Source organism: Microcella flavibacter, from assembly GCF_012530535.1.
Lineage (GTDB): Bacteria > Actinomycetota > Actinomycetes > Actinomycetales > Microbacteriaceae > Microcella > Microcella flavibacter.
Window position 1 is genome coordinate 1,196,811 of the sequence record NZ_CP051299.1, and the last position, 25,849, is coordinate 1,222,659.

Here is a 25,849-nt window from a genome sequence, read left to right on the forward strand (position 1 = left end):
GGGCTCGCGGCGTCCGGCGTCAGCCGGCGTCGGCCCCGAGGCGCCCGAGCATGCGCCACACCGTGGGCGTGAGCGCGGGGTGGTCGAGCGCGATCTGGCGCAGCACGCGGTAGTCGCGGGCGGGGGTCGGCGTGCGCTCGCCGTCCTCGCGGATGCGCTCGGCGCGGAGCATCCACACCACCAGCTCGTCGACGGTCGGCAGCTCCTCCATGAAGTCCCACGGGTCCTGCCCCTCGCGCAGGCGCTCGTGCACGACGGTCTGCAGCTCGTCGTGCGCCTCCGCGCGCAGCAGCTCGAGGCTCGCGCCGGGACGACGGGGGAGAGAGGTCACCCTCCGAGCCTACGAGAGGCTCGGAGGGTGGCGTCTGAACCCGGGGGGCGGGCTCAGACGATGAGGGCGACCACCGCGGCGAGGGCGGCGGGCGCGAGCAGGAGGCCGAGGGCGAGCACCGCGACCTGCACGGCGATCCAGACGATGAGCGGCGCCCAGGCCGCGCGGCGGACGCGCGCGAGCAGCGCGGCGCGCACGAGCAGGTACAGCGGCGGCGCGACGAGCGCGAGGCCCCACGGCGCAACCCGCAGATGCCCGTCCTCCCCGAGCTGGCGCGCGTCGACGTCGGCGAGACCGGTGCAGCAGATGAGCGGCAGCAGCAGCGCGAGCACGACCGTCCAGCCGGGCGCGTCCACCGGGTACTGCGTGGCCATCGCCACCGCCAGCAGCAGGTGCACGGCGGGCATCGCGGTCATGATCCAGACCGCGCTGGTGTGCACCCGCGCGGCCGGTCGGGCGACGGGATGCACGGCCGGCGCCGCGAGGGGCCCGAGCTCGTCGAGCGCCGTCACGACCGCTCGGGTCCCCTCGGCCTCGGCCGGGTCGGCCGACGCGATCGTCCGGCGCCGGATCGGCGCGGGCCGGATCGCGGTGGCCCCCGTCGCCCCGCTCGCCGGCGTCACCGCGGCGGGGGAGAAGACCGTCGCGGAGGCCACCGAGGGCAGCGCGTCCCACGGGCTCGCCGCGGGCGAGCCGGCGTGCAGCGTCATGGCGAGGGCGGCGAGCGCGGAGTCGTGCGCGGTCGGCGCGAGCGGGGTGCCGGCGACGGTGCCGCCGCTCGCGGTCGTCGCCGCGTCCTCCGCCGCGCTGGCCGCCGCGCTCGACGTCGATGCGCCGCTCGCGGGCGAGCCGAACGACAGCGGAGCGGTGTACTCCGTCCAGATCTCGCCGTTCCACCAGCGCCGGGTCGTGCCCGCGTCGCCGAGCGGGTCGGGGTACCAGCCCGCCGGTACCCGCGTCGTCGTCGTCATGCTCATTCGATCCCCCGATCGATCCGACCCCCCGGTCGGTACTCCGCGCGGCACCCGCTGCCGTGCGGTCCGCCGCCTCCGCCGGTCGGCGGGGGCGAGCCGATGGTGCGTATCCGGTTATCCGCCGAGCGTGTAGACGCCCCAGTCGTCGACCTGCCAGGCGATCCAGCCGTTGCTGCGCTGGAGGCTCGCGGTGACCACGACGGTGGTGCCGTCGCTCGACTCGGCGGGGCAGCGGAACTGCTGGCCGATGAAGAGCGGCGGGGTGTCGGGGCACGTCACGTCGAGGCTCGAGCCGATGCTGCGGGCGTTGAGCTCGATGCTGTTGGAGGCCTCGGCCGCGAACAGCTGCGGCACGGCACCGATGATGAGGCCGGGCACGGCGATGACCGCGCCCGCCTGCAGTCCGCCGAGCAGCAGGAAGACCGCGACGGGCCCGAATCCCGCGCCGGAGAAGCGGCTGAGGCGCACGGCGCGCGCCGTGAGGTAGACGGGCGGGCCGAGGAGCGCCCAGAGCCCGCTCGCCGGGCGGTCGACGCCGCGCCGGCGCAGGCCCCGCGCATCGATGAGGGCGAGCACGATGACGATCGGGTACGGGGCGAGCCACAGGATCGCGATGATCGGCACGCTCTGGCCCCCGGTGAAGGCGGCGACGACGAGCAGGCTCAGCAGCAGTTGCAGCATCGGCAGGAGGGCGATCGCCCAGGCCGAGACCGTGTGCAGCGCGGGAGCCGTCGCGGCGGTGCCGGCGCTCATCGAGGCCCCTCCGCCCCGGCGCCGCGTCGCGGCGACGGGCGTCTCGGTGACGGGGGGAGCGTAGGTGGGAGCACCCGGCGCGGAGCCGAAGCCCGCGGCGGAGCCGTAGCCCGGGGTCGAGCCGTAGCCCGCCGCCGAGCCGTACCCGGCAGGCGAGCCGTACTGCGGTGCGAATCCCGGCTGCGGCGCGAACCCGGGCTGGGGCGCGTAGCCCTGGCCGGCGGCCTGCTGCGGCGCGTAGCCCGGGGTCTGCCCGGGCGCCCCGTACGCGGGAGCCGAGCCGAACGGGGCGGAGGTGCCGGGCGCGGCGCCCGCCGCATCGGTGGTCCAGCCGCCGTAGTCGGGGTTCATGCCGAAGGGCGCGCCGCCGACGGGGGCCGAGGGATGCGCGGCCGAGGCGTGCGAAGCGGAGGGCTGCGCGGCCGAGGGGTACCCGGCGGAGTAGGCCGCCGGCGCCGAGGCGGCGGGCACGGGCCCGGGCACGCTGCCGGCGGGCTGCTCGTGGTCGTGCGTGGCCGTCGCGGCGGGCTGCGTCGCGGCGGCGGCGGGCTGCTGCCACGCCGGGATGTCCTGCGCCGCGGTCGACGAGGCGGGCCCGGCTGCGGGCTCGGCGGCGGGCGCCGCGGTGTAGCTCGGCACGGCGGCGGGCGCGGCCGGCGGCGGGGTGGTCGGCACGGAGGCGTGCAGGGGCGGGACGTCGGCGGCGGCCGCGGCCGCCTGCATCACGTCCGGCTCGATGAGCAGGGGGACGGGGTTCGTGCGCGGCGGCTCGAGCTCGCGCAGCACCTGCGCGCTCGGCTGCTCGACGACGACGCCGCTCGTGCCGATCGGGTCGACCTCGTCGCGCTCGGGCAGCTCGTCGTCGGCGAAGGTCGTCGTCGCGGCGGCCTGGGGCACCACGGGCTGCCGGGCGTCGGAGACGTGCTCGGTCCACGCGTGGTTGTCCCACCAGCGCAGCTGGGGGAGGCCGAGAGGGTCCGGGTACCACCCGGCCGGCACTCGCCCGTACTCGTCGTCGCTCACGCTATCGATCCCCCGATCAGTGCCGCGCACCCGTGGCGCGACTGCCGCCAGCTTACGGACGGCCGGCGGGCAGGGGGAGTGCCCGCACGCCCCCAGTCCGGGTGGCGAGCATGCGCATTCCGAACAGCGCATGCGCCGCTGTGTGCGGCGCCTCAGGCCCCTCCGGGGGCCGCTGCGCCGCGCGCTCCGAGCCTCGTCGCGAGCGCTCGCTCGTACACTCGCAGCATGGGACGAGGGGGGCGGCGCGCGGGGCTGCTGCGCCACCCGTTCGACAGTCCTCCCGCGCTCGCCGCGCTGGCCGCCGCCATGGAGGCGCACGACCCCGGGGCCGATCTCGTCTGGCTCGACTCGGGCGCCGCGGCCGAGGCCGGGCGCTCCCTGCTCGCCACCGGCTCCCGCGTCGCCCTCGAGCCCGGGCTGCCGGTGCTGCCGCAGCTGCGCGCCGCCCTCGCCTCGATGCCGGCGCTCGAGCCCGCCGCGGCGGACGACGTCGTGCCGCTGGGCCTCATCGGCTGGTTCGGGTACGAGCTCGCCGAGGAGACCATGGGGATGCCCGTCGCCGACGCTCCGGCCCACCACCGGGCGGCCTGGCTCGCCGTCGACCGCGGCGTGCTGCTCGATCACGCGAGCGGCACGGCCGAGCTCGTGGCGCTGGATCCGGCGGGCACGGGCGTCTGGAGCGCCGAGCTCGACGACTGGCGGCAGGGGGTGCTCGCGATCGTGGCGGGCCTGCGCGGGGCATCCCGCGACGACGGCACTGACGCCCCGGCGACCGCCGGCCACGCTTCGGCGAGCGCCGGCGAGCCGCGCCCCCGGCGGCGCGACGACGACGCGCGCTACGCCGCGCTCGTCGAGCGCTGCCAGGCGGCGATCCGCGACGGCGAGGCCTACCAGCTGTGCCTCACGACCTCGGTGCAGGTCGACGCCCCCGGTCTCGACCCGCTCGCCCTGCACGCCCGCCTGCGCGCCGGCAGTCCCGCGCACCACGGCGCCGTCATCCGCATCGGCGGCACCGCGCTCGTCAGCGCGAGCCCCGAGACCTTCCTGCGCGTGGAGCGCGACGAGCGGGGCACCATCGTGCGCACGCGCCCGATCAAGGGCACGCGACCGCGGGGGGCGGATGCCGCTGCCGATGCCGCCCTCATCGCCGAGCTCGCCGCGAGCGAGAAGGAGCGCGCCGAGAACCTCATGATCGTCGACCTCATGCGCAACGACCTCTCGCGCGTGAGCGAGCTCGGCACGGTGACCGTCACCGGGCTGCTCGAGGTGGAGACCTACGCGCACGTGCACCAGCTCGTCTCGACGGTCGAGGGCAGGCTGCGACCGGGTCTCGACGCGCTCGACGCGGTGGCCGCCTGCTTCCCGGCCGGGTCGATGACGGGGGCGCCGAAGCGCCGCGCGATGCAGCTGCTCGCCGAGCTCGAGGGGGCCCCGCGCGGCGTCTACTCGGGATGCATGGGGTATGTCGCCGCCGACGGCGCGGCCGATCTCGCGATGGTCATCCGCAGCGCCGTCCTCGAGGGCGGCACGGCGACCGTCGGAGCCGGCGGCGGCATCACGGCGCTCAGCGTCCCCGCCGAGGAGGTCGCCGAGATGCGGCTCAAGGCCGCCGCGATCCTCGCCGCGCTCGCGGTCGAGCGCGCCTGAGCGCCGCCGGGCCGCGGGTACGATGACAGACGGCGCGCTCGCGCCGCATCCCCGCTGCCCCACCCGCCTTTTCTGCGAGAGACCTTCCGTGACTGACGAGAACCGCCCGCACGACGACCGCGACGAGAACGCCTACGACTTCCGGCGCATCGAGGCCCACTGGGCGCCCGTGTGGGAGGAGCTGCAGCCCTTCTCCATCACCGAGGACGACGCGACGCGGCCGCGCAAGTACATCCTCGACATGTTCCCGTACCCCTCGGGCGACCTGCACATGGGGCACGCCGAGGTCTACGCGCTCGGCGACGTCGTGGCGCGGCACTGGCGCCAGCGCGGATTCAGCGTGCTGCACCCCATCGGCTGGGACAGCTTCGGGCTGCCGGCCGAGAACGCGGCGATCAAGCGCGGCGTCGACCCGAAGGTCTGGACGTACGAGAACATCGCGCAGCAGCGCGCCTCGATGACGCGCTACGCGGCCTCCTTCGACTGGAGCCGCGTGCTCCACACCTCCGACCCCGAGTACTACCGCTGGAACCAGTGGCTGTTCCTGAAGATGTACGAGAAGGGCCTCGCCTACCGCAAGGACAGCTGGGTCAACTGGGATCCGGTGGATCAGACGGTGCTCGCCAACGAGCAGGTGCTCGCCGACGGCACCTCCGAGCGCTCCGGCGCCGTCGTGGTGAAGAAGAAGCTCACCCAGTGGTACTTCAAGATCACCGACTACGCCGACCGCCTGCTCGACGACCTCAACCAGCTCGAGGGCTCGTGGCCCTCGAAGGTGCTGTCGATGCAGCGCAACTGGATCGGCCGGTCGACCGGCGCCGACGTCGACTTCGTGATCGAGGGCCACCACAGCCCGGTCACCGTCTTCACCACTCGGCCCGACACGCTGTTCGGGGCGACCTTCATGGTCGTCGCGCCCGACAGCGACCTCGCGGCCGAGCTCGTCGCGGGCTCGACGCCCGAGGTGCGCATGCGGTTCCAGGACTACCTGGAGCAGGTGCAGAAGAAGTCGGAGATCGACCGGCAGGACACCTCGCGCGAGAAGACCGGCGTGTTCCTCGACCGCTGGGCGCTGAACCCCGTCACGGGGGAGCGGATGCCCGTCTGGGCCGCCGACTACGTGCTCGCCGACTACGGCCACGGCGCCGTCATGGCCGTGCCCGCCCACGACCAGCGCGACCTCGACTTCGCGCGCGCCTTCGACCTGCCGGTGAAGGTCGTCGTCGACACGAACGCCCCCGTCACGGGCGCCATCCCGGTCATCACGCCCGAGATGCTCGAGACGGGCGACATCCCCGAGCTGAACCCCTCGCACACGGGCGAGGCGCTCACGGGCGACGGCCGGCTCATCAACTCCGGCCCGCTCGACGGCCTGTCGAAGCAGAACGCCATCAAGCGCGTCATCGAGCTGCTCGAGGAGCGCGGCACGGGTCGCGCGGCGAAGACCTACCGCCTGCGCGACTGGCTCATCAGCCGGCAGCGCTTCTGGGGCACGCCCATCCCGATCATGTACACGGAGGACGGCACCGAGGTGCCGGTTCCGATGGATGCCCTGCCCGTGCGCCTGCCCGACACCGAGGGCCTCGACCTCAAGCCGAAGGGCACCTCGCCCCTGGGCGGCGCCGCCGAGTGGGTCGCCACGACCACGCCCGACGGGCAGCCCGCCCGCCGCGACACCGACACGATGGACACCTTCGTCGACTCGTCGTGGTACTTCCTGCGCTTCCTCGACCCGACCGACGCCGAGCGCGCCTTCGACCCGTCCGAGGCCGAGAAGTGGGCGCCCGTCGACCAGTACGTCGGCGGCGTCGAGCACGCCATCCTGCACCTGCTGTACGCGCGCTTCATCACGAAGGTGCTGTTCGACATGGGCTACGTGAGCTTCACCGAGCCGTTCAGCGCGCTGCTGAACCAGGGCATGGTGATCCTCGACGGCGCGAAGATGTCGAAGTCGAAGGGCAACCTCGTCTACTTCACCGAGGAGCTCGACTCGTACGGCGTCGATGCCGTACGCCTCACGATGGCCTTCGCCGGCCCGCCCGAGGATGACATCGACTGGCGCGACGTCTCGGTGACCGGCTCGCAGAAGTTCCTCGCGCGCGCCTGGCGGCTCTCCGGCGAGGTGTCGTCCGCGGTCAACGCCGATCCGGCGACCGGGGATGCGGCGCTGCGCCGCGCCACGCACCGGTTCCTCGCCGATGCGCCGGGGCTCGTCGAGGCCTTCAAGTTCAACGTCCTCGTGGCCCGCACCATGGAGCTGGTCAACCAGATCCGCAAGGCCGTCGACGCGGGCCCCGGCGCGGGCGACCCCGCCGTGCGCGAGGCCGTCGAGGCCGTGGCCCTCTCGCTGTCGCTCTTCGCCCCGTACACGGCGGAGGACATGTGGCAGCGGCTCGGGCGCGGCGACGCATCCCGCGGCCGCGACGGCCTCATCGCCTTCGCGGGGTGGCGCAAGGCCGACCCGCTGCTGCTCGTCGAGGAGTCGGTCACCGCGGTGGTGCAGGTGGACGGCAAGGTGCGCGACCGCCTCGAGGTGAGCCCGAAGATCGGCAACGACGAGCTCGAGCAGCTCGCCCTGGCCTCGGCGGCCGTGCAGCGGGCGATCGGCGACCGCCCGGTCGCGCGCGTCATCGCGCGGGCGCCGCGGGTCGTCAACATCGCGACGCAGCGCTAGCCGCTCCCCGGCCCCGGCGTCCTGCGCGCCGGGGCCGCGCCGCGCCCGCCTAGGGTCTCCGCACGCGGGGGCGGCCCTCGCGGGATGACGGGGGCGGCATGGCGGCGCGCGACGACGAGGTGCTCGCCCCTCCGTCCTCCGGCCGGCTCAGGGGTGCGGGGGCGTCGCCGTCCGCGCCCGAGCCCCTGCCGGTGCGCGCTCCCCGCCGGTCCGCGCGCGTGCGCGCCGCGATCGGCGGCGTCCTGCTCCTGGGCCTCCTCGGGCTCGCGACCGCGGTCGTCGGGGCGATCGTCACCCCGGGCGGCACGGCCACCACCGTCGCCGCGGGCGGCACCGCGCCCGAGCCCGCGTCCTCCGCCTCCGGCGAGGGTGCGGCGCCGGGCGGCGCCGACCCGGAGTCGGCGGGGCAGGCCGCGGCCGTCATCGTGCACGTGCTGGGCGCCGTGCGCGCGCCCGGCATCGTCGAGCTGCGCCCCGGCGACCGCGTCGTCGACGCCATCGCGGCGGCCGGCGGCACCAGCGACGACGCCGATCTCGCCGGCGTCAACCTCGCCCGCCTCCTCGCCGACGGCGAGCAGCTGCGGGTGCCGCGGGCGGGCGAGGTCGTCGCGCCGCCGCCCGCACCGGGGGCGGCCGCCGCGGGCGGTACCCCCGCGGCCGGGAGCGCGGCGGCCGGGCTCGTCAACATCAACACCGCCGACGCCGCGGCTCTCGAGGCACTGCCCGGCGTCGGCCCGGCCCTGGCGGCCCGCATCGTCGCCTGGCGGGAGGAGAACGGCCCCTTCCGCGCGGTGGACGAGCTGCTCGCCGTCTCGGGCATCGGCGAGCGCACGCTCGACGGCATGCGCGACCAGGTGGCGCTGTGAGCGGCGCGGCACCGGCGAGCGTCCCCGGCGCCGGCAGAGCGGCGGCGGTGGATGCGCGGCTCGCGCTGCCCGCGGGCGCGGGCTGGCTGACCGCCGTGCTCCTCGTCGCGCTCCCGGCGGCCGCGCTGCCCACCGCGATCGCGGCGAGTGCCGCGGCGGTCGCGCTGCTCCTCGCCTCCCGTCGCCCGGCCTCCCGCCACGCTGCCGCGCGCCGCATCCCGCCCCTCGTCCTGCCGTCGCTCGTGGCGCTCGTGGTCGTCGCGGCGGCCGTCGCGCTCGCGGCGCCGGGGCGCACCCCGCCCGCGCTCGGCGAGCTCGTCGAGGAGGGCGGGTCGGCCGTCGGCGTCGTGGCGCTCGATGCGACGGTCATGCCCGGCGCGGCGGGCGGCGTCGACGGCACGCTGCTCGCGATCGAGGATCGCGCGTCCGGCAGGACGAGCGCGGTGAGTGTGCCGGTGCGCGTGCTGAGCATCCCGGCGCCGGAGCGGCTCTCTCTCGGCACCCGGGTCGAGGCGCGGTGGCGGGCGATCCCGACGGAGGCCGGGGACGATCGCGCGGCCCTGCTCGCTCCGATGGGCGCCGTCGAGGTCGTCGCGGCCGCTCCCGCGCTGCTCTCGGCCGCTGACGGTCTGCGCGCGCGCTTCCTCGCGCTCGCGAGCGCCTTCACCGGCGACGGCGCCGCCCTGCTGCCCGGGCTCGCGATCGGCGACACGAGCGCCGTCGGCGACGACCTCGACGAGGCGATGAAGCGCTCGAGCCTCAGCCACCTCACCGCGGTCTCCGGCGCCAACTGCGCCATCGTCGTCGGACTCGTGATGGGTGCGGGCGCGCTCGCGGGCTGGCGACGGCCGGTGCGCATCGCTGCCGCACTCGCCGCGCTCGGCGGCTTCGTGCTGCTGGTGACCCCCGAGCCGAGCGTCGTGCGCGCCGCCGTCATGGCCGCGGTCGTGCTCGTGGCGCTCGCGGGCGGGCGGCCCGGGCGCGGGCTGCCGGTGCTCGGCGCCGCCGTGCTGGGCATCGTCGTCGTCGATCCGTGGACGAGTCGCGAGTACGGCTTCGTGCTCTCGGTGCTCGCCACCGCCGCGCTGCTGCTGCTCTCCGGGCCGCTCGCCGAGCGGCTCGGACGCGTGATGCCCGCACCCCTCGCCCTCGCGATCGCCGTGCCCCTGGCCGCGCAGATCGCGAGCCAGCCGGTGCTCGTGCTGCTCGAGCCGAGCATCCCGCTCGCCGGCGTCGCCGCGAACATCCTCGCGGCGCCGGCCGCCCCCGTCGCGACGATCGTCGGCATGATCGCCTGCCTGCTCGCCCCGCTGGCGCCGCCCCTCGCGCTCGGAGCGGCCGGCATCGCGTGGCTGCCGGCGTCGTGGATCGGCGGCATCGCACGGGTCGCGGCCGAGCTGCCCGGCTCGCAGCTGCCCTGGCCGGAGGGCGGGCTCGGCGCGGTGCTGCTCGCCGTGGTGCTCGCCGGGCTCGCGCTCGTGGCCGGCATCCCCGCCGTGCTGGGCGGGCGCGCTCGGCGGCGGGTGCTCATCGGCACGGCCGCGCTGCTCGTCGTGACGGCCGGTCTCACCGTGGGCGCGACGACCCTGCAGAACCTCGGCCGCCCGGCCGACTGGACCATCGCGCAGTGCGACATCGGGCAGGGGGACGCCCTGATCGTCCGCTCGGCGGACCGCCTCGCGCTCATCGACACCGGGGCCGAGCCCGAGCTGCTCGACGGCTGCCTGCGCTCCCTCGGCGTCGAGCGGATCGACCTGCTCGTGCTCACGCACTTCGATCACGATCACGTCGGCGCGGTCGAGGTGGTCGTCGGGCGCGTGGACGAGGTCATCGCGGGCCCCGTCGCCGACGAGCGCGACGTCGAGATCCTCGACGGGCTCGCGGCCGGCGGAGCGGCGGTGCGCCAGGTCGCCGCGGGGGAGGAGGGCGTGCTCGGCGCGCAGCGCTGGCGGGTGCTCTGGCCGCCCGACCACCGCGGGGTCGAGCCCGGCAACGACGCGAGCCTCGTGCTCGAGTGGCGGGCGGCGGGCGACTGCGCCCCGACGTGCCCGCCGAGCATGCTCGCGCTCGGCGACCTCGGTCAGCAGGCCCAGCGCGGCCTGCTCGACGCGGTGCGCATCCGCCCCGTCGACGTCGTCAAGGTCAGCCATCACGGCTCGGCCGATCAGGAGCCCGCGCTGTACACGGCCGCCGCCGCGGCGCTCGGGCTCATCGGGGTGGGGGAGGGCAACGGCTACGGGCATCCCGCGTCCGAGGCGCTCGACGCCGTCAGCGCGGCCGGCGGGGTGGCGGTGCGCTCCGACCGGCACGGCCTCGCGCTCATCGCCCCCGCGCCCGACGACCCCGGCGCGTGGCGGGTCTGGACGGAGCGCGGCCGGATCGCTGTGCCGCCGTGAGCCCGGCACCCGCGCGGGACGCACGTCGGGGGCGGCGGATAGGCTGGAGCCGCCGTCGTGCTTGCGCCGGTGCATCCCGATCCCGGGAGCCGCCCCGACACCTCTGAGGAGCCCGATGGCAGCGTCACCCCGGGGCGGAGCGCGCGGCGCGAAGACGACCAAGGCCGCCATCCCGCAGCTCGCCTGGCACGAGATCCGGCCGGCGCCGGTGATCCTCCTGAGCGGCCCCGAGGATTTCCTCGCCGATCGGGCGAGCCGCCTGCTGCGGGATGCCCTGCGCGACCGCGATCCGAGCCTCGAGGTGCACGACCTCACCGCCGACGGCTACGGCCCCGGCGAGCTGCTCACGCTCGCGAGCCCCAGCCTGTTCGGGGAGCCGAGGCTCATCCGCGTCGAGAACGTCGAGAAGACGACCGACGCCTTCCTGCTCGAGATGATCGACTACCTCGAATCGCCGGCGGAGGACGTCGTCGTCGTGCTGCGGCACGGGGGCGGCGTGCGCGGCAAGCGCCTGCTCGACGCCGTGCGCTCCGGCACGGGCGGCGCCGTCGAGGTCGCCTGCAGCGAGCTGAAGCGCGACAGCGACCGGGCCGAGTTCGCGGCGGCAGAGTTCCGCCACGCCCAGCGCGCCATCGCGCCCGCGGCGCTGCGCTCGCTCGTGAGCGCCTTCACCGACGACCTCGCCGAGCTCGCCGGCGCCTGCCAGCAGCTGCTCGCCGACACGACCGGCGACATCACGCTCGAGACGGTGGCGCGCTACTACGGCGGCCGCGTGGAGACGAACGCATTCGCCGTCGCCGACGCCGCCATCGCCGGCGACTACGGGCAGGCGCTCGGGCTGCTGCGGCACGCCCTCGCGACCGGCGCCGATCCGGTGCCCATGGTCGCGGCCTTCGCGATGAAGCTGCGCACGATGGCGAAGGTGGGCGGCAGCCGCGGCTCCGGCGGGCAGCTCGCCGGATCGCTCGGGCTCGCCCCCTGGCAGATCGATCGCGCTCGCCGCGACCTGCAGGGCTGGAACGAGGAGGGTCTCGGCCGCGCCATCCTCGCGGTCGCCGACGCCGATGCGCAGGTCAAGGGCGCAGGCCGCGACCCGGTCTACTCGCTCGAGATGCTCGTGCGCATGGTGGCGGCGCGCGGCCTGCCCGTCGGCTGACGCGCCCGCCCTGCACTCGCGCGCCCCGCGGACGACGACGCCCCGCCCCGCCGGGAGGCGGAGCGGGGCGCCCGGTCTTCATGAAACGACGACGCCCCGCCCCGCCAACAGGCGGAGCGGGGCGTCGGATGCGCCGTGAGGCGACGAGGTCGGGCCTAGAGGGCCGCGACCTGCTTGGCGATGGCCGACTTGCGGTTCGCCGCCTGGTTCTTGTGGATGACGCCCTTGCTGGCGGCCTTGTCGAGCTTCTTGGTCGCGACGACGAGGGCCTCGGCGGCCTTGGTCTTGTCGCCGGCCGAGATGGCCTCCTTGGCGCGGCGCACGGCCGTCTTGAGCTCGCTCTTGACGGCCTTGTTGCGCTCCTGCGCCTTGAGGTTCGTCTTGATGCGCTTGATCTGCGACTTGATGTTCGCCATGACTGTCTTTCTTCGAGGTGTTCGGATGAGTGACGCGGCCGCCGTGGGGTGCCTGGAGCGGTGATGCTCCGTGGCGAACCGGGGCCGCATTCCGTGTCGGAAGAGAGAGGGCTTCCTGACACGCAAGCCAACAGGCGACATTACCAGTCGCGACGCGGCATCGGCAATCGGGCGGGCGGCGCGGCGGCGACGGGATGCCCGGGCCGGGCATCCCGGGCACCGCACGGCCACCGGCCCGCGCCGTGGGAGAATGGCGCGACATGTCTCCGCGCTCCCTCACGCCCCTCGCCCCCGCCGCGACCGATCCGTCGATGATCCGCAACTTCTGCATCATCGCGCACATCGATCACGGCAAGTCGACCCTCGCCGACCGCATGCTCGGGGTGACGGGCGTCGTGAGCGATCGCGACATGCGCGCCCAGTACCTCGACCGAATGGACATCGAGCGCGAGCGCGGCATCACGATCAAGAGCCAGGCGGTGCGCATGCCGTGGCAGGTCGAGAAGACCACCTACGCGCTCAACATGATCGACACGCCCGGCCACGTCGACTTCACCTACGAGGTGAGCCGCAGCCTCGCCGCCTGCGAGGGCGCCATCCTGCTCGTCGACGCCGCGCAGGGCATCGAGGCGCAGACGCTCGCGAACCTCTACCTCGCGCTCGAGAACGATCTGACGATCATCCCGGTGCTCAACAAGATCGACCTGCCCGCGGCCGACCCCGACAAGTACGCGAAGGAGCTCGCGAGCCTCATCGGCGGCGACCCCGACGACGTCATGCGGGTGAGCGGCAAGACGGGCCTCGGCGTCGAGGACCTGCTCGATCGCGTGGTCGAGCGCATCCCCGCCCCGGTCGGCGATGCGAACGCCCCGACGCGCGCGATGATCTTCGACTCGGTCTACGACGCCTACCGCGGCGTGATCACCTACGTGCGCATGATCGACGGCAGCCTCGGCCCGCGCGAGCGCATCCAGATGATGTCGACGAAGGCCACGCACGAGCTGCTCGAGATCGGCGTGAGCTCGCCCGAGCCGACCCCCAGCCAGGGTCTCGGCGTCGGCGAGGTCGGCTACCTCATCACGGGCGTGAAGGACGTGCGCCAGTCGAAGGTCGGCGACACGGTCACGATGGCGCGCAAGCCCAGCACCGACGCGCTGCCCGGCTACACCGACCCGAAGCCCATGGTCTTCTCGGGCCTCTACCCGATCGACGGCAGCGACTACCCGGTGCTGCGCGAGGCGCTCGACAAGCTCAAGCTCTCGGACGCGGCGCTCAACTACGAGCCCGAGACCTCGGTGGCGCTCGGCTTCGGCTTCCGCTGCGGGTTCCTCGGCCTGCTGCACCTCGAGATCGTCACCGAGCGCCTCGAGCGCGAGTTCGGCCTCGACCTCATCTCGACCGCGCCGAGCGTGACCTACGAGGTCACGACCGACGACCGCAAGCAGTTCACGGTCACCAACCCGAGCGAGTTCCCGACCGGCGCCAAGATCGCGAGCGTGAGCGAGCCCATGGTGAAGGCGGCCATCCTCGCGCCGAAGGACTACGTCGGCACGATCATGGAGCTGTGCCAGTCGCGTCGCGGCGCCCTCATCGGCATGGACTACCTCGGCGAGGACCGCGTCGAGATCAAGTACACGATCCCGCTCGGCGAGATCGTCTTCGACTTCTTCGACCAGCTGAAGAGCAAGACGGCGGGCTACGCGAGCCTCGACTACGAGCCCACCGGGGACCAGGAGGCCGACCTCGTCAAGGTCGACATCCTGCTGCAGGGCGAGGCCGTCGACGCGTTCAGCGCGATCGTGCACCGCGAGAAGGCCTACGCCTACGGCGTGCTCATGACCGAGCGCCTCAAGAAGCTCATCCCGCGCCAGCAGTTCGAGGTGCCCATCCAGGCGGCCATCGGCGCCCGCATCATCGCCCGCGAGTCGATCAGCGCCATGCGCAAGGACGTGCTCGCCAAGTGCTACGGCGGTGACATCACCCGCAAGCGCAAGCTCCTCGAGAAGCAGAAGGAGGGCAAGAAGCGCATGAAGATGGTGGGCCGCGTCGAGGTTCCTCAGGAGGCGTTCATCGCCGCACTCTCGGGCGAGACCGAGACGAAGAAGGAGAAGAAGTAGGTCATGGCCCGCACCCCCGTGGCGCAGCGCAGCGTCACCTACGGCTCCGTCGGGGGCACGCAGGCCGTCGACCTCATGCAGTACCCGCCGAAGGGCCACCGCCCCGCCGAGTACCGCGCCCGCATCGGCCACGGCGAGGCGCGCTGGCGCTACGCCTGCGACCAGGTGCTCACCTGGGGCGTGCAGCACAACGCGGGGATGCGCGTCGAGCGCATCCCCGCGGCCGACGGTTTCGCCGAGTCGGGCTATCAGCCCGTGCAGTTCGACGATGAGGGGCAGCCGATCCACGCCGCCGAGCTGGGGTCGGAGCCGCAGTACACGGCCGAGGGCGTGCAGCTGACCTTCCCGGGCGAGACGATCGTGCTCCACGTGCCGGTGCTCGGCGTGCTGCGGGTGTCGGCCCCCGCGCGGGTCGTGCTGATCGTCGACGAGCCCGATCGACGCGGCTTCGCGTACGGCACCCTGCCGGGGCATCCCGAATCGGGGGAGGAGCTGTTCGTGGTGGAGCGCACCGAGGACGGCTCGGTCTGGCTCAGCATCCGCTCGTTCTCGCGGCCCGCCCACGCGGGCTGGCGCCTCGTCGCCCCCGCCCTGCGGCTGTTCCAGGAGGCCTGGTCGCGCCGCTACCTGCGCGCGCTCGCGGGCCCGATCGGCGCCGACTCCGACGCCGCCGTCGAGGCGCCGCGCGACGCCCAGGATGACTGACCTAGTCTGAGGTGCGATGACCGAGGAACCCCGCCCGACGACCACCGGCATCGGCCGCGTGCTCGTCGTCGTCTACGCCATCCTCGCCCTCGCGGCAACGGGCCGTTCGGCGTACCAGATCGCGACGAAGCTCGATGAGGCGCCCGTCGCCTACGCGCTCTCGGCGGTCGCCGCCGTCGTCTACATCGTCGCGACGGTCGCGCTCGTGCGCCGGGGCCGCGGCGCCTACCGGACGGCCGTCGTCGCGATCGGCTTCGAGCTGCTCGGCGTGCTCGTCGTCGGCGCCCTGAGCCTCATCGACCCCGTGCTGTTCCCCGACGACACCGTCTGGTCGCGCTTCGGGCAGGGCTACCTCTTCATCCCGCTCGTGCTGCCCGTGCTGGGTCTGCTGTGGCTCCGCCGCGTGCGCCGCTCGCTCGATGCGCAGGTCGTCGCATGACCGGGCTCGTCGTGCACGGCCTCACCGGCCTGCCGCTGGATGCCCGTCCCTCCGTCGTGACCATCGGCAAGTTCGACGGGGTGCACCGCGGCCACCGCGCCGTCATCGAGACCCTGCGCGAGCGCGCCGCCGCGCACGCCGGCGCCCGCAGCGTCGTCGTCACCTTCGACCGCCACCCGGCCGAGGTGCTCGCGCCGGATCGCGCTCCGACCCCGCTGCTCAGCGTCGCCCAGAAGACCGAGGCGCTCGTCGAGGCGGGCGTCGAGCTCGTCGTCGTGCTGCCCTTCACGAGCGATCTCGCCTCCCTCGCGCCCGAGCAGTTCGTGCAGCAGGTGCTCGTCGACGCGCTCGGCAGCGTCGAGGTGCTCGTCGGCAGCGACTTCCGCTTCGGGGCGCGGGGCGCCGGCACGGTCGAGACGCTGCGGGGCCTCGGCGATCGGCACGGCTTCGCCGTGGGCCTCGTCGACGACGTGTGCGAGGTCGACGGGCGGCGCGTCTCGTCGACGAGCATCCGCGAGGCGATCGTGGCGGGGCGCCTCGAGGAGGCGACGGCCGCGCTCGGCCGCGCCCCGCGCATCCGGTCGCTCGTCGTGCCCGGGTACCAGCGCGGTCGCGAGATGGGCTACCCCACGGCGAACCTCGCGCACGAGGCCGAGGGTCTCATCCCGGCCGACGGGGTCTACGCCTGCTGGCTCGCGGTCGACGGCGAGCGCTACGGCGCGGCCGTCTCGGTCGGCAACAACCCGACCTTCGGCGACGTGCCCGACAAGACGGTCGAGGCGCACGCGATCGACGTCGTCGTCGACCTGTACGGCCGCACGGTCGAGCTCGAGTTCGTCGCCTACATCCGCGGTATGCAGAAGTTCCCGAGCGCCGATGCGCTCGCCGAGCAGATGGGGCGCGACGAGCTCGAGATCCGCTCCGTGCTCGGCCTGCCGCTGCCCGACGCGGCCTGATCCGCATGCCCGCCGGCGACCTCTCGCCCCGCTCGCTGCGCCTGCTGGGGCTCGCGGGCATCCTCCTCATCGCGCTCAACGTGCGCTCGGCGGTGGCCGCGATCTCGCCGCTCGCCGGCCGCATCGACGCCGACATCCCGCTCGATCCGACCGCGATCGGCCTGCTGGGGGTGGTGCCGCCCGTGGCATTCGCGCTCAGCGGCATCATCGCCCCGCTCGCCGCGCGGCGGTGGGGGCTCGAGCGGTCGCTGCTGCTCGCGGTGCTCGCCATGGTGGTCGGGCACCTGGTCCGTTCGGCGGCCCCCGACTACCTCGTGCTCATGCTCGGCACGGCGATCGTGCTCATGGGCGCCGGCTTCGGCAACATCCTGCTGCCGCCCGCGGTGAAGCGCTACGCGCCGCTCTCGCTCGGCATCGTCACCGCGGCCTACGCGACCCTCATGTCGATCTCGACGGCGCTGCCGCCCGCCGTCGGCGTGCCGATCGCCGATGCGACCGACTGGCGCCTCGCGCTCGGGCTCTGGGCGGTCGTCGCCGTGCTCGCGGCGGTGCCGTGGCTGCTGCTCGCGCTGCGCCCGCCCCGCCCGCCCGCGCCGAGCGATCCGCCGACGAGCGAGATCGACCTCGCCGCCGCCATCCCCGAGCCCGACACCGGGCGGTTCCGCGACCTGCTGCGATCCCGCGTGGCCTGGGGCGTCACGATCGCCTTCACCGCGTCGAGCATGACGGCCTACTCGGTCTTCGCGATCCTGCCGCTCGTGCTGCAGGACGTCGCGGGGCTCTCGGAGGCCGCGGCGGGCGCCGCGCTCGCGGTCTTCGCGATCGTCGGCCTGCCGCTGAGCCTCGTCGCCCCCGTGCTGACGGGCCGGCTGCGACGCCCCACGCCGCTCATCGTCATGGGAGCGGCCTGCGGCGCCTCCGGGTTCCTCGGCATGCTGCTGCTGCCGACCGCGGCGCCGCTGCTCTGGGTCGCGCTCATGGGGGCCGGGCAGGTGCTGTTCCCGGTCTGCCTGGCGCTCATCTCGCAGCGCAGCGCGAGCCCCGCGACGGCGACCACCGTCAGCGGATTCGTGCAGGCCGTCGGCTACAGCCTCGCCGCGGCGATCCCGCTCGCGCTCGGCGTCGTCAACACGCTGACCGGCTCCTGGGCGCCCGCGCTCATCGCGCTCGCCTCGGTGGCGCTGCTCTCGCTCACGTCGATCCCGTTCCTGCGCTCGGGCGAGACGGTCGACGCCGAGCTCGCCCGCCGCGCCGGCTGACGCCGGACCGTCGCGGCGGGGGCGGCGCGGGCGGCGCTGCGGTGCGCGGTGCGGTCGGCGATGCGGCTCGGGATGCTCAGGCGACGAGATCGCGCCGGTGCACGAGCGCCGCGGCCCCCACGAGCGGGCCCTCGCCGCTGAGCGCCGAGGCGACGACGCGGGTGCTCGTCACGAAGCCGAAGTCGCTGTGGTCGGCGACGGTCGCCTGCACGTGGTCGATGTAGTCGTCGGCGACGTGCGAGAACCCGCCGCCGATGGCGACGACGTCGAGGTCGACGAGCGCGGAGGCCGAGGCGATGGCACGGCCGACGGCGGCGGCGGAGCGCTCGACGGCCGCACGGGCGGCCGCGTCGCCCGCGCGCGCCGCGGCGGCCAGCTCCTCGCCCGTCGCGCCGGTGAAGCCCTGCGTGCGCGCCCAGGCGACCGAGCGGGGGCCGGAGGCGACGGCCTCGAGGCAGCCGCGCGCGCCGCAGGCGCAGAGGTCGACGAAGCCGGCGACCTGCACGTGCCCGATGTGCCCGGCGTTGCCCGAGCGGCCGGTGACGACGTGCCCGCCGAGCACGAGCCCGCCGCCGACGCCGGTGGAGACGATCATGCCCATGACGTTCTCCTCGCCGCGGGCCGCGCCCGTCCAGATCTCGGCGAGGGTGATGCAGATGCCGTCCATGCGCAGGGTGACGGGCAGGCCGCGGGGGAGCAGGTCGGCGACGAGGGCGCCGAGCGGGTAGTCGCGCCAGGCCGGCAGGTTGAGGGGCGAGACGTCGCCCGTGGTGCCGGCGATGGGGCCGGCCGAGCCGATGCCCGCGCCCGCGAGGTGCGCTTCGCCGGGCAGCGCGGCGAGGGCGTCGGTGACGGCCCCGGTGACGGCGGCGGCGAGCTGCTCCGAGCTGGCAGCGCTGCCGGTGGGGCGGCGGTGGCGGCTCGACGCGAGCACGGCGCCGTGCTCGTCGACGAGCGCCGACTCGACCTTGGTGCCGCCGAGGTCGACGGCGAGGGCGTACTCGGTCACGGGAATCCTCTCGGGTGGACGCCCGCGGACGGGCCGGCGCGGCTCCAGCGTACCGACGCGCGAACGGGGCGCCATCCCGCCTCGTGCTCATCTGAGCAGGGGTGCAACATATGTTGGCGGGGCTCGGTGCGCGGGAATAGCCTGGGACGAGCATCCCGCCCCCTGCACCGAGGGAAGAGACCCATCGTGTCGATCGACAGCGACTCCGCCACCGAGCTGCTCGCCGTGCGTGCGGCAGAGCTGTACTACGAGGAGAACAAGACGCAGGACGAGATCGGCGCCATCCTGCGGGTCACCCGCTGGAAGGTCGGCCGCCTGCTCGCCCAGGCGCGCGAGCGCGGCATCATCCGCATCGAGATCGTGCACCCCCGCGCCCGGCGCCTCGCCCTCGAGCGCGAGCTCACCGCGCGCTACGGCCTCAAGGACGCCATCGTCGTGCCCGCCCCGCTCGAGGAGGCGGAACTGCAGGCCCGCGTCGCCGAAGCCGCCGCCGACTACCTCGTGAGCGTGCGCCCCGTGCCGCGCCTGCTCGGCGTCAGCTGGGGCCGCACCCTGCACCAGGTCGCCGAGGCGCTGCCCGTCGGCTGGTCGACCGGGGTCAACGTCGTGCAGATCAACGGCGGCGTCAGCCTCTCCAAGCGCCCCGGCACGGCCGCCAGCACCGCCGTCATGATCGCGCAGAAGGCCAGCGGCCAGGCGACCCTGCTGCCGAGCCCCGCCATCCTCGAGCGGCTCGAGACGAAGAAGGCCATCGAGGGCGACCGCACCGTCGGCGGCGTCGTGCAGATGGCCCGCGGCGCCGCCGCGTACCTCTACAGCGCGGGCGTCGCCGACACCACCTCGGTGCACGTCGACAGCGGCTACCTCACGGCCTCCGACATCGACGAGCTCGTCGCGCGCGGCGCCGTCGGCGACGTCATCGGCCGGTACATCACGGCCGAGGGCACCATCGCCGATCCCGAGCTGGATGCCCGTACCCTCGGCCTCTCGCTGGAGGAGCTGCGCGGCGCCGCCACGAGCATCCTCGTCATCGGCGGCGAGGCCAAGCACCCCGTCGCCCGCGCCATCGTCGCCCACGCCCTCTGCTCGGTGCTCGTCACCGACGAGCACACCGCCCGCGCCCTGCTCGACGAGGGCGCGGAGACCGCATCCGACCACCACGAAGTCCCCTCTGGAGGAGACGCCTCATGACCATCGACCACCCCGTGGCGCTCGCGCCCGCCGACCGCGCGGTGCGCCTGCTCGGAGGGGACCTCACCGAGAAGGCCCTGCGCCTGCACCTCGAGGGCCTCAGCGGCGTCGACGCGATCGGGCTCGAGGCCCGCGCGGCCTCGCTCGCGACGCGCTCGATCAAGACGACCTCGAAGGCCTGGGCCCTCGACACCATCATCCGCACCTGCGACCTGACGACGCTCGAGGGCGCCGACACCCCCGGCAAGGTGCGCTCGCTCGTCGCCAAGGCGATCACGCCCGACCCGAGCGACCTCAGCGCGCCGCAGGTGGCCGCCGTGTGCGTCTACGGCGACATGGTCGGCTACGCCGTCGAGGCGCTCGGCGGCCACCACGCCGCGGGCGGCGACACGGGCATCCAGGTGGCCGCGGTCGCCACCGCCTTCCCCTCGGGCCGCGCGAGCCTCGACATCAAGCTCGCCGACACGGCCGACGCCGTGCGCGCCGGCGCCGACGAGATCGACATGGTCATCGACCGCGGCGCCTTCCTCTCCGGCCGCTACGGCCTCGTCTTCGACCAGATCGTCGCCGTGAAGGAGGCCTGCCGCCGCGCCGACGGCAGCTACGCCCACCTCAAGGTGATCCTCGAGACCGGCGAGCTGCAGACCTACGACACCGTGCGCCGGGCATCCTGGCTCTCGATCCTCGCGGGCGCCGACTTCATCAAGACCTCGACCGGCAAGGTGAGCCCGGCGGCGACGCTGCCCGTCACCCTGCTCATGCTCGAGGTCATCCGCGACTGGCACCGCCTCACCGGCGAGCGGATCGGCATGAAGCCCGCGGGCGGCATCCGCACCTCGAAGGACGCCGTGCGCTACCTCGTGACGGTCGCCGAGACGGTGGGCGAGCAGTGGCTCACGCCGCAGCTGTGGCGCTTCGGGGCCTCGAGCCTCGTGAACGACGTGCTGCTGCAGCGCCAGAAGATGACGACCGGCCACTACAGCGGCCCCGACTACGTGACGGTGGACTAGACCATGAGCTTCCTCGAATACGCCCCGGCTCCCGAGTCGACGAGCATCCTGAACCTGCGCGACAGCTACGGCCTCTTCATCGACGGCGAGTTCGTCGACGGCCGCGGCGAGTCCTTCCTCAGCATCAGCCCCTCCACCGAGAAGCGCATCGCCGAGATCGCCGGCGCGAACGAGGCCGACGTCGACCGCGCGGTCGCCGCCGCCCGCCGCGCCTACGACCGCACCTGGTCGCGCATGAGCGGCTCCGACCGCGGCAAGTACCTCTTCCGCATCGCCCGCCTCATCCAGGAGCGCTCGCGCGAGCTCGCCGTCGCCGAGAGCCTCGACAACGGCAAGCCGATCAAGGAGACCCGCGACGTCGACATCCCGCTCGTCGCCGCCTGGTTCTTCTACTACGCCGGCTGGGCCGACAAGCTCGAGTACGCCGGCCTCGGCGCGAACCCCCGCGCGCTCGGCGTCGCCGCCCAGGTGATCCCCTGGAACTTCCCGCTGCTCATGCTCGCGTGGAAGATCGCCCCGGCCCTCGCCGCCGGCAACACCGTCGTGCTGAAGCCCGCCGAGACGACGCCGCTCACGGCGCTGCTCTTCGCCGAGATCTGCCAGCAGGCCGAGCTGCCCGCGGGCGTCGTGAACATCATCACCGGCGCGGGGGAGACGGGCCGCGCGCTCGTCACCCACGACGACGTGAACAAGGTCGCCTTCACCGGCTCGACCCCGGTCGGGCGCGAGATCGCCCGCTCGACGGCCGGCACGGGCAAGAAGCTCACCCTCGAGCTCGGCGGCAAGGGCGCGAACATCGTCTTCGACGACGCCGCGATGGATCAGGCGATCGAGGGCATCGTCTCGGGCATCTTCTTCAACCAGGGCCACGTGTGCTGCGCCGGCTCGCGCCTGCTCGTGCAGGAGAACGTGCACGACGAGGTCGTCGACCGGCTCAAGCAGCGCCTCTCGACCCTGCGCCTCGGCGACCCGCTCGACAAGAACACCGACATCGGCGCCATCAACTCCGCCGAGCAGCTCGGGCGCATCCGCGCGCTGAGCGAGATCGGCGAGCAGGAGGGCGCCGAGCGCTGGAGCCCCGCGTGCGAGATCCCCGAGAACGGGTTCTGGTTCGCGCCGACCATCTTCACCAACGTGTCGACCTCGCACCGCATCGCGCGCGACGAGATCTTCGGCCCCGTGCTCTCGGTGCTGACCTTCCGCACCCCGGCCGAGGCCGTCGCGAAGGCCAACAACACCCCGTACGGCCTCTCGGCCGGCATCTGGACGGAGAAGGCCTCGCGCATGCTCGCCCTCGCCGACCAGCTGCGTGCGGGCGTCGTCTGGGCCAACACCTTCAACAAGTTCGACCCGGCCTCGCCGTTCGGCGGGTACAAGGAGTCGGGCTACGGCCGCGAGGGCGGCCGCCACGGGCTCGCCGCGTACCTCGAGGCGAGCGGCTGGGACGCCGCGCCCGAGTCGGCTGCAGCATCCACTCGATCGGGCCGCAAGGCCAGGAAGGCGGTGGCGAAGTGAGCCGCCTCACCGTGCCCAAGACCTACAAGCTCTACATCGGCGGCGCGTTCCCGCGCAGCGAGAGCGGCCGCACCTACGCGGTGACGACGCCGAAGGGCGCCTTCCTCGCGAACGCCGCGATGGCCTCGCGCAAGGATGCCCGCGACGCGGTCGTCGCCGCGCGGGCCGCGCAGCCGAAGTGGGCATCGGCCACGGCCTACAACCGCGGCCAGGTGCTCTACCGCATCGCCGAGCTGCTGGAGGGCCGTCGCGCCCAGTTCGTCGCCGAGATCGTCGAGTCGGAGGGCGTCACCGCCGCTCAAGCCGGCGCGCAGGTCGACGCCGCGATCGACCTCTGGGTCTGGTACGCCGGCTGGGCCGACAAGTACGCCCAGGTCGCCGGCAACGGCAACCCCGTCTCGGGCCCGTACTTCAACATCTCGGTGCCCGACGCCATGGGCGTCGTGGCGGCGATCGCGCCGCAGGAGCGCACGGGCGTCTCGCTGCTCGGCCTCGCGGCCGTCGTCGCGCCGATCGTGCTCAGCGGCAACAGCGTCGTCGTCGTCGCCAACGAGGCCTCGCCGCTCTCGGCGATCTCGCTCAGCGAGGTGCTCGCGACGAGCGACGTGCCCGGCGGGGTCATCAACATCCTCACCGGATCGCCGGCCGAGATCGCGCCGTGGCTGGCCTCGCACGCCGACGTCAACGCCCTCGACCTCGCCGGTGCGGGCTCGATCGGCGACGGCGCGGCGTGGATCGACCTGCAGATCGCGGCGGCCGAGACGCTGACGCGGGTGCTGCCGCCCGTGGTCGGTGCCCCGGCGCCCTCGCTCGAGCGCGTCACCGCCTTCGTCGAGACGAAGACGGTCTGGCACACGAAGGCGATGGCCTAGCGCCGCACGCCTCCCCGTTCCCGGGCCGGTCCTCGTGGTGGGGGACCGGCCCGTCCTCCGTCCCCTGCGGCTCGCGGGCGTCAGGCGACCGCGTCGACCGCCCGCAGCACGGCCTCGGGCGTCAGGAAGACGCCCGTGCGCTCGACCTCGTGCACGAGCGACACCAGGGCCGCGTTGATCGGCGCGGGCACGCCCGCTCCGGCCCCGGCGGCGACGACCGCGCCGTTGAGCGCGTCGATCTCGGTCGTGCGCCCGCGCCGGATGCTCTGCAACGTCGACGCGGGATTGGGCACCTCGCCCATGCCGGCGACGAGAGCCAGGGGTACGGCATCGCCTTGGACGGGGTCGCCCAGGGCGTCGGGTGGCGTGAGGAGGGCATCCACCGATCGCGGGCCCACGGGGCCGATCGTCGCCCAGTCGACGCCGAGCGCCCGTCCCACCGCGGCGGTCTCGCGCATGCTCGCGGTGAGCAGGCGGCGCAGCGCATCGTGGGCGACGACCTGCTGCACGCTGAGCCCGGTGATGGCGGGCAGGGCGTTGACCTGGTTCACGAGCAGCTTCGTCCACTGCGCGCCGCGCACGTCGGCGGCGGTGGTCACCTCGGCGGGCACGGCGCCGCGCAGCAGCGGCAGCGCGACGGCGAGGGCCGCGTCGTCACCGCCGAGCGTGAGGCCGGCGGGACCGGTGACGTCGATGCGCCCGGGCTCGATGAGGCTCGCGGCGAAGAGGGCGAGGCCGAGGGCGACGGGGGAGCGCGGCAGAGCGTGCCGTACCGCGTCGGCGCCGCCGAGCCCGTTCTGCACGACGAGCACCGGAACGCCGTCGCACGCCGTCGCGGCGGTCAGTGCGGCGGCCGAGTCGTGCGCCTTCGTGGCGAGCACGAGGAGGTCGAGGTCGGCGGGCATCCGCTCGACGACGGCGAGGGGATGCTCGGACGCGCCCCACCCGCCGGTGAGCCGCAGCCCGTGCGCGCGCAGGGCATCGCCGTGCTCGCCCCGCGCCGTGACGAGCACCGCGTGCCCCGCGCGGTCGAGCAGCGCGGCGAGGGCTCCGCCGACGGCGCCGGCGCCGAGCACGCCGATCCGCAGGCTGCCTCGTCGCTCGCCCTCGACCCCGTCCCGCGCCCCGTCTCGCACCCCGGAATCCTACGCGGCGGCGTCGCGCTACCGTGGAGGCGTGACCAGCGGAATGCTCCTCATCGACAAGCCCGCCGGGCACACCAGCCATGACGTCGTCGCCCGCGCCCGCCGCGCGCTCGGCACGCGCAAGGTCGGCCACGCCGGCACGCTCGACCCCATGGCCACGGGCCTGCTGACGCTCGGCGTCGGCCCCTCGACCCGCCTGCTGACCTACCTCGTCGGCCTCGACAAGCAGTACGAGACGACGATGCTGCTCGGCCGCGCGACGACCAGCGACGACGCCGAGGGCGAGCCGATCGGCACCCCGGCGCCGGCCGACGCGCTCGAGGCGGTCACGGACGCGCGCCTCGCGCAGGAGGTCGCGCGGCTCACGGGCGCCATCGAGCAGCGCCCGAGCGCCGTGAGCGCGATCAAGGTCGACGGCCGGCGCGCCTACGACCGGGTGCGCGCCGGCGAGGAGGTCGCGCTCGCCGCCCGAGCGGTCAGAATCGCGGCCTTCGACGTGCTGGCCGTGCGCCGCACCGGCGGGGCGATCGAGGTGGATGCCCGCATCGACTGCTCCTCCGGCACCTACATCCGCGCCCTCGCGCGCGACCTCGGCGCCGCGCTCGGCGTCGGCGGCCACCTCACGGCGCTGCGCCGCACCCAGGTCGGACCGTTCGCGGTCGCGAGCGCCATCGACCTCGATCGGCTCGCCGAGCAGGGCCCCTCCGCCCTGCTCGCCGCGGCGGCGGTGGCCGAGCAGCTGTTCCCGGTGCTGCGGCTCGATGCGCAGCAGGCCGTCGACCTCGGTCACGGCAAGAAGCTCGACCTCGCCGGGCGGGAGGACGCCGAGCCCGTGGCGGCCGTGGCCGAGGACGGCCGCCTCGTCGCGCTCGTCAGCGTGCGGCGCGGGGTCGGCCGTACGCTGGTGGGGTTCCCCGCGTGAGCGACCGCGGGCGGGCATCCCATCGCCTTATCGGGGCGCGGACGACAGGCAGGAGCACGCGGTGATCGAGTGGTTCACGACCGCCCAGGTCGCCGTCGCCGTCGTCATCGGCGTCGTCTGCCTCGTCGCCGGCGGCATCGGCCGGCCACCGAGCGACCTCACGAACGGGCTCAGCGCGCTGCTGACGCTGCTGCTGCTCGCGCAGGTGGTCATCTCGATCGTCGCGCCCGTGGTCGGCAACGAGCCGACCGGCGACCTGCTCGAGTACTGGATCTACCTCGTCTCGGCGCTGCTGCTGCCGCCCGCCGCGATCGTCTGGGGGCTCGTCGACCGCTCGCGCTGGGCGACGGTCATCCTCGGCGTCGTTGCCCTCGCCGTCGCCGTCATGGTCTACCGCATGGGCGAGATCTGGTTCGCGCAGGTCGCCTGAGCCGGCGACGGGGCGGGATGCCGTGCCGTCGCGCGCGGCGTAG

The 25,849-nt window shown here is 74.5% G+C and carries 22 protein-coding genes; 16 read left to right on the forward strand and 6 right to left on the reverse strand.

Translation table 11 applies throughout. The features are described 5' to 3' along the window. Window positions 1-19: 19 nt before the first annotated feature. The 3 genes from HGB54_RS05675 to HGB54_RS05685 form a co-directional block, all read right to left on the reverse strand. Window positions 20-331: a tryptophan synthase subunit alpha gene (locus tag HGB54_RS05675; RefSeq protein WP_168915583.1), complete on the reverse strand. Its 312-nt coding sequence runs from the start codon at window positions 329-331 to the stop codon at window positions 20-22. Window positions 332-384: 53 nt separating this feature from the next. Then, window positions 385-1,302: a DUF2510 domain-containing protein gene (locus HGB54_RS05680; protein ID WP_168915584.1), complete on the reverse strand. Its 918-nt coding sequence runs from the start codon at window positions 1,300-1,302 to the stop codon at window positions 385-387. 117 nt (window positions 1,303-1,419) lie between these two features. After that, window positions 1,420-3,081 carry a DUF2510 domain-containing protein gene (locus tag HGB54_RS05685; protein ID WP_168915585.1) on the reverse strand — a complete coding sequence of 554 codons (1,662 nt, stop codon included), beginning with the start codon at window positions 3,079-3,081 and terminating at the stop codon, window positions 1,420-1,422. Window positions 3,082-3,306: 225 nt separating this feature from the next. Between HGB54_RS05685 and HGB54_RS05690 the strand changes: the two genes are divergently transcribed. The 5 genes from HGB54_RS05690 (at window position 3,307) to holA (ending at window position 11,820) form a co-directional block, all read left to right on the forward strand. Beyond that, a complete protein-coding gene (locus tag HGB54_RS05690) occupies window positions 3,307-4,728 on the forward strand; it encodes an anthranilate synthase component I family protein (protein ID WP_168915586.1) in 1,422 nt (473 codons plus the stop codon). Between the two features lie 22 nt (window positions 4,729-4,750). Then, a complete protein-coding gene (leuS, locus tag HGB54_RS05695) occupies window positions 4,751-7,402 on the forward strand; it encodes a leucine--tRNA ligase (protein WP_168915587.1) in 2,652 nt (883 codons plus the stop codon). A 98-nt stretch (window positions 7,403-7,500) separates the two neighbouring features. Next, complete coding sequence (locus HGB54_RS05700) at window positions 7,501-8,268, forward strand: ComEA family DNA-binding protein (protein WP_168915588.1); 768 nt, start codon at window positions 7,501-7,503, stop codon at window positions 8,266-8,268. Continuing rightward, window positions 8,265-10,664: a ComEC/Rec2 family competence protein gene (locus HGB54_RS05705; RefSeq protein ID WP_168915589.1), complete on the forward strand. Its 2,400-nt coding sequence runs from the start codon at window positions 8,265-8,267 to the stop codon at window positions 10,662-10,664. Before HGB54_RS05700 ends, HGB54_RS05705 begins: the two co-directional genes overlap by 4 nt. Window positions 10,665-10,779: 115 nt before the next feature. Next, window positions 10,780-11,820, forward strand: coding sequence for a DNA polymerase III subunit delta (gene holA, locus HGB54_RS05710; protein WP_168915590.1), 1,041 nt, complete (start codon window positions 10,780-10,782; stop codon window positions 11,818-11,820). A 155-nt stretch (window positions 11,821-11,975) separates the two neighbouring features. On the opposite strand, the gene rpsT is transcribed toward holA, so the two are convergent. Next, entirely contained in the window at window positions 11,976-12,236 is a 261-nt protein-coding gene (rpsT, locus tag HGB54_RS05715; protein WP_168915591.1) for a 30S ribosomal protein S20, read from the reverse strand. A 260-nt stretch (window positions 12,237-12,496) separates the two neighbouring features. On the opposite strand from rpsT, the gene lepA reads away from it, so the two are divergent. The 5 genes from lepA to HGB54_RS05740 are packed head-to-tail and all read left to right on the forward strand — an operon-like array spanning window position 12,497 to window position 17,712. Further along, a complete protein-coding gene (lepA, locus tag HGB54_RS05720) occupies window positions 12,497-14,353 on the forward strand; it encodes a translation elongation factor 4 (protein WP_168915592.1) in 1,857 nt (618 codons plus the stop codon). 3 nt (window positions 14,354-14,356) lie between these two features. Then, entirely contained in the window at window positions 14,357-15,058 is a 702-nt protein-coding gene (locus HGB54_RS05725) for a DUF1990 family protein (protein ID WP_168915593.1), read from the forward strand. Window positions 15,059-15,074: 16 nt separating this feature from the next. Beyond that, complete coding sequence (locus tag HGB54_RS05730; RefSeq protein WP_168915594.1) at window positions 15,075-15,497, forward strand: hypothetical protein; 423 nt, start codon at window positions 15,075-15,077, stop codon at window positions 15,495-15,497. Beyond that, window positions 15,494-16,453, forward strand: coding sequence for a bifunctional riboflavin kinase/FAD synthetase (locus HGB54_RS05735; RefSeq protein WP_168915595.1), 960 nt, complete (start codon window positions 15,494-15,496; stop codon window positions 16,451-16,453). Before HGB54_RS05730 ends, HGB54_RS05735 begins: the two co-directional genes overlap by 4 nt. A gap of 5 nt (window positions 16,454-16,458) precedes the next feature. Continuing rightward, the gene (locus tag HGB54_RS05740; protein WP_168915596.1) at window positions 16,459-17,712 is read left to right on the forward strand and encodes an MFS transporter; all 1,254 of its coding nucleotides are present in this window, start codon (window positions 16,459-16,461) and stop codon (window positions 17,710-17,712) included. A gap of 76 nt (window positions 17,713-17,788) precedes the next feature. Here HGB54_RS05740 and HGB54_RS05745 read toward each other — a convergent pair whose 3' ends face one another. Then, window positions 17,789-18,721 (reverse strand): ROK family protein, encoded by a 933-nt coding sequence (locus HGB54_RS05745; protein ID WP_323740686.1) that lies wholly within the window; start codon window positions 18,719-18,721, stop codon window positions 17,789-17,791. Between the two features lie 186 nt (window positions 18,722-18,907). On the opposite strand from HGB54_RS05745, the gene HGB54_RS05750 reads away from it, so the two are divergent. The 4 genes from HGB54_RS05750 to HGB54_RS05765 are packed head-to-tail and all read left to right on the forward strand — an operon-like array spanning window position 18,908 to window position 23,309. Continuing rightward, on the forward strand, window positions 18,908-19,912 hold the full coding sequence (locus HGB54_RS05750) for a sugar-binding transcriptional regulator (RefSeq protein ID WP_228545976.1): 1,005 nt from the start codon (window positions 18,908-18,910) through the stop codon (window positions 19,910-19,912). Next, window positions 19,909-20,922 (forward strand): deoxyribose-phosphate aldolase, encoded by a 1,014-nt coding sequence (gene deoC, locus HGB54_RS05755; protein ID WP_168915598.1) that lies wholly within the window; start codon window positions 19,909-19,911, stop codon window positions 20,920-20,922. Before HGB54_RS05750 ends, deoC begins: the two co-directional genes overlap by 4 nt. A 3-nt stretch (window positions 20,923-20,925) precedes the next feature. Further along, entirely contained in the window at window positions 20,926-22,437 is a 1,512-nt protein-coding gene (locus HGB54_RS05760; RefSeq protein ID WP_168915599.1) for an aldehyde dehydrogenase family protein, read from the forward strand. Beyond that, window positions 22,434-23,309 carry an aldehyde dehydrogenase family protein gene (locus tag HGB54_RS05765; protein ID WP_168915600.1) on the forward strand — a complete coding sequence of 292 codons (876 nt, stop codon included), beginning with the start codon at window positions 22,434-22,436 and terminating at the stop codon, window positions 23,307-23,309. Before HGB54_RS05760 ends, HGB54_RS05765 begins: the two co-directional genes overlap by 4 nt. An 80-nt stretch (window positions 23,310-23,389) precedes the next feature. On the opposite strand, the gene HGB54_RS05770 is transcribed toward HGB54_RS05765, so the two are convergent. Then, window positions 23,390-24,445, reverse strand: coding sequence for a ketopantoate reductase family protein (locus HGB54_RS05770; protein WP_228545977.1), 1,056 nt, complete (start codon window positions 24,443-24,445; stop codon window positions 23,390-23,392). 52 nt (window positions 24,446-24,497) lie between these two features. On the opposite strand from HGB54_RS05770, the gene truB reads away from it, so the two are divergent. Both truB and HGB54_RS05780 read left to right on the forward strand, forming a co-directional pair. Further along, on the forward strand, window positions 24,498-25,376 hold the full coding sequence (truB, locus tag HGB54_RS05775) for a tRNA pseudouridine(55) synthase TruB (RefSeq protein ID WP_168916843.1): 879 nt from the start codon (window positions 24,498-24,500) through the stop codon (window positions 25,374-25,376). A gap of 61 nt (window positions 25,377-25,437) precedes the next feature. Beyond that, window positions 25,438-25,806 (forward strand): hypothetical protein, encoded by a 369-nt coding sequence (locus HGB54_RS05780; RefSeq protein ID WP_168915601.1) that lies wholly within the window; start codon window positions 25,438-25,440, stop codon window positions 25,804-25,806. Window positions 25,807-25,849: the final 43 nt, after the last annotated feature.

What these genes read in the sequence shown, in the direction of transcription:
- HGB54_RS05735 (WP_168915595.1), top strand. Translation starts at nt 15,494, where the DNA reads ATGACCGGGCTCGTCGTGCACGGCCTCACCGGCCTGCCGCTGGATGCC.
- holA (WP_168915590.1), top strand. Translation starts at nt 10,780, where the DNA reads ATGGCAGCGTCACCCCGGGGCGGAGCGCGCGGCGCGAAGACGACCAAG.
- HGB54_RS05690 (WP_168915586.1), top strand. Translation starts at nt 3,307, where the DNA reads ATGGGACGAGGGGGGCGGCGCGCGGGGCTGCTGCGCCACCCGTTCGAC.
- deoC (WP_168915598.1), top strand. Translation starts at nt 19,909, where the DNA reads ATGACCATCGACCACCCCGTGGCGCTCGCGCCCGCCGACCGCGCGGTG.
- rpsT (WP_168915591.1), bottom strand. Translation starts at nt 12,236, where the DNA reads ATGGCGAACATCAAGTCGCAGATCAAGCGCATCAAGACGAACCTCAAG.
- truB (WP_168916843.1), top strand. Translation starts at nt 24,498, where the DNA reads ATGCTCCTCATCGACAAGCCCGCCGGGCACACCAGCCATGACGTCGTC.
- leuS (WP_168915587.1), top strand. Translation starts at nt 4,751, where the DNA reads ATGACAGACGGCGCGCTCGCGCCGCATCCCCGCTGCCCCACCCGCCTT.
- HGB54_RS05740 (WP_168915596.1), top strand. Translation starts at nt 16,459, where the DNA reads ATGCCCGCCGGCGACCTCTCGCCCCGCTCGCTGCGCCTGCTGGGGCTC.
- HGB54_RS05680 (WP_168915584.1), bottom strand. Translation starts at nt 1,302, where the DNA reads ATGACGACGACGACGCGGGTACCGGCGGGCTGGTACCCCGACCCGCTC.
- HGB54_RS05760 (WP_168915599.1), top strand. Translation starts at nt 20,926, where the DNA reads ATGAGCTTCCTCGAATACGCCCCGGCTCCCGAGTCGACGAGCATCCTG.
- HGB54_RS05725 (WP_168915593.1), top strand. Translation starts at nt 14,357, where the DNA reads ATGGCCCGCACCCCCGTGGCGCAGCGCAGCGTCACCTACGGCTCCGTC.
- HGB54_RS05700 (WP_168915588.1), top strand. Translation starts at nt 7,501, where the DNA reads ATGGCGGCGCGCGACGACGAGGTGCTCGCCCCTCCGTCCTCCGGCCGG.
- HGB54_RS05730 (WP_168915594.1), top strand. Translation starts at nt 15,075, where the DNA reads ATGACCGAGGAACCCCGCCCGACGACCACCGGCATCGGCCGCGTGCTC.
- lepA (WP_168915592.1), top strand. Translation starts at nt 12,497, where the DNA reads ATGTCTCCGCGCTCCCTCACGCCCCTCGCCCCCGCCGCGACCGATCCG.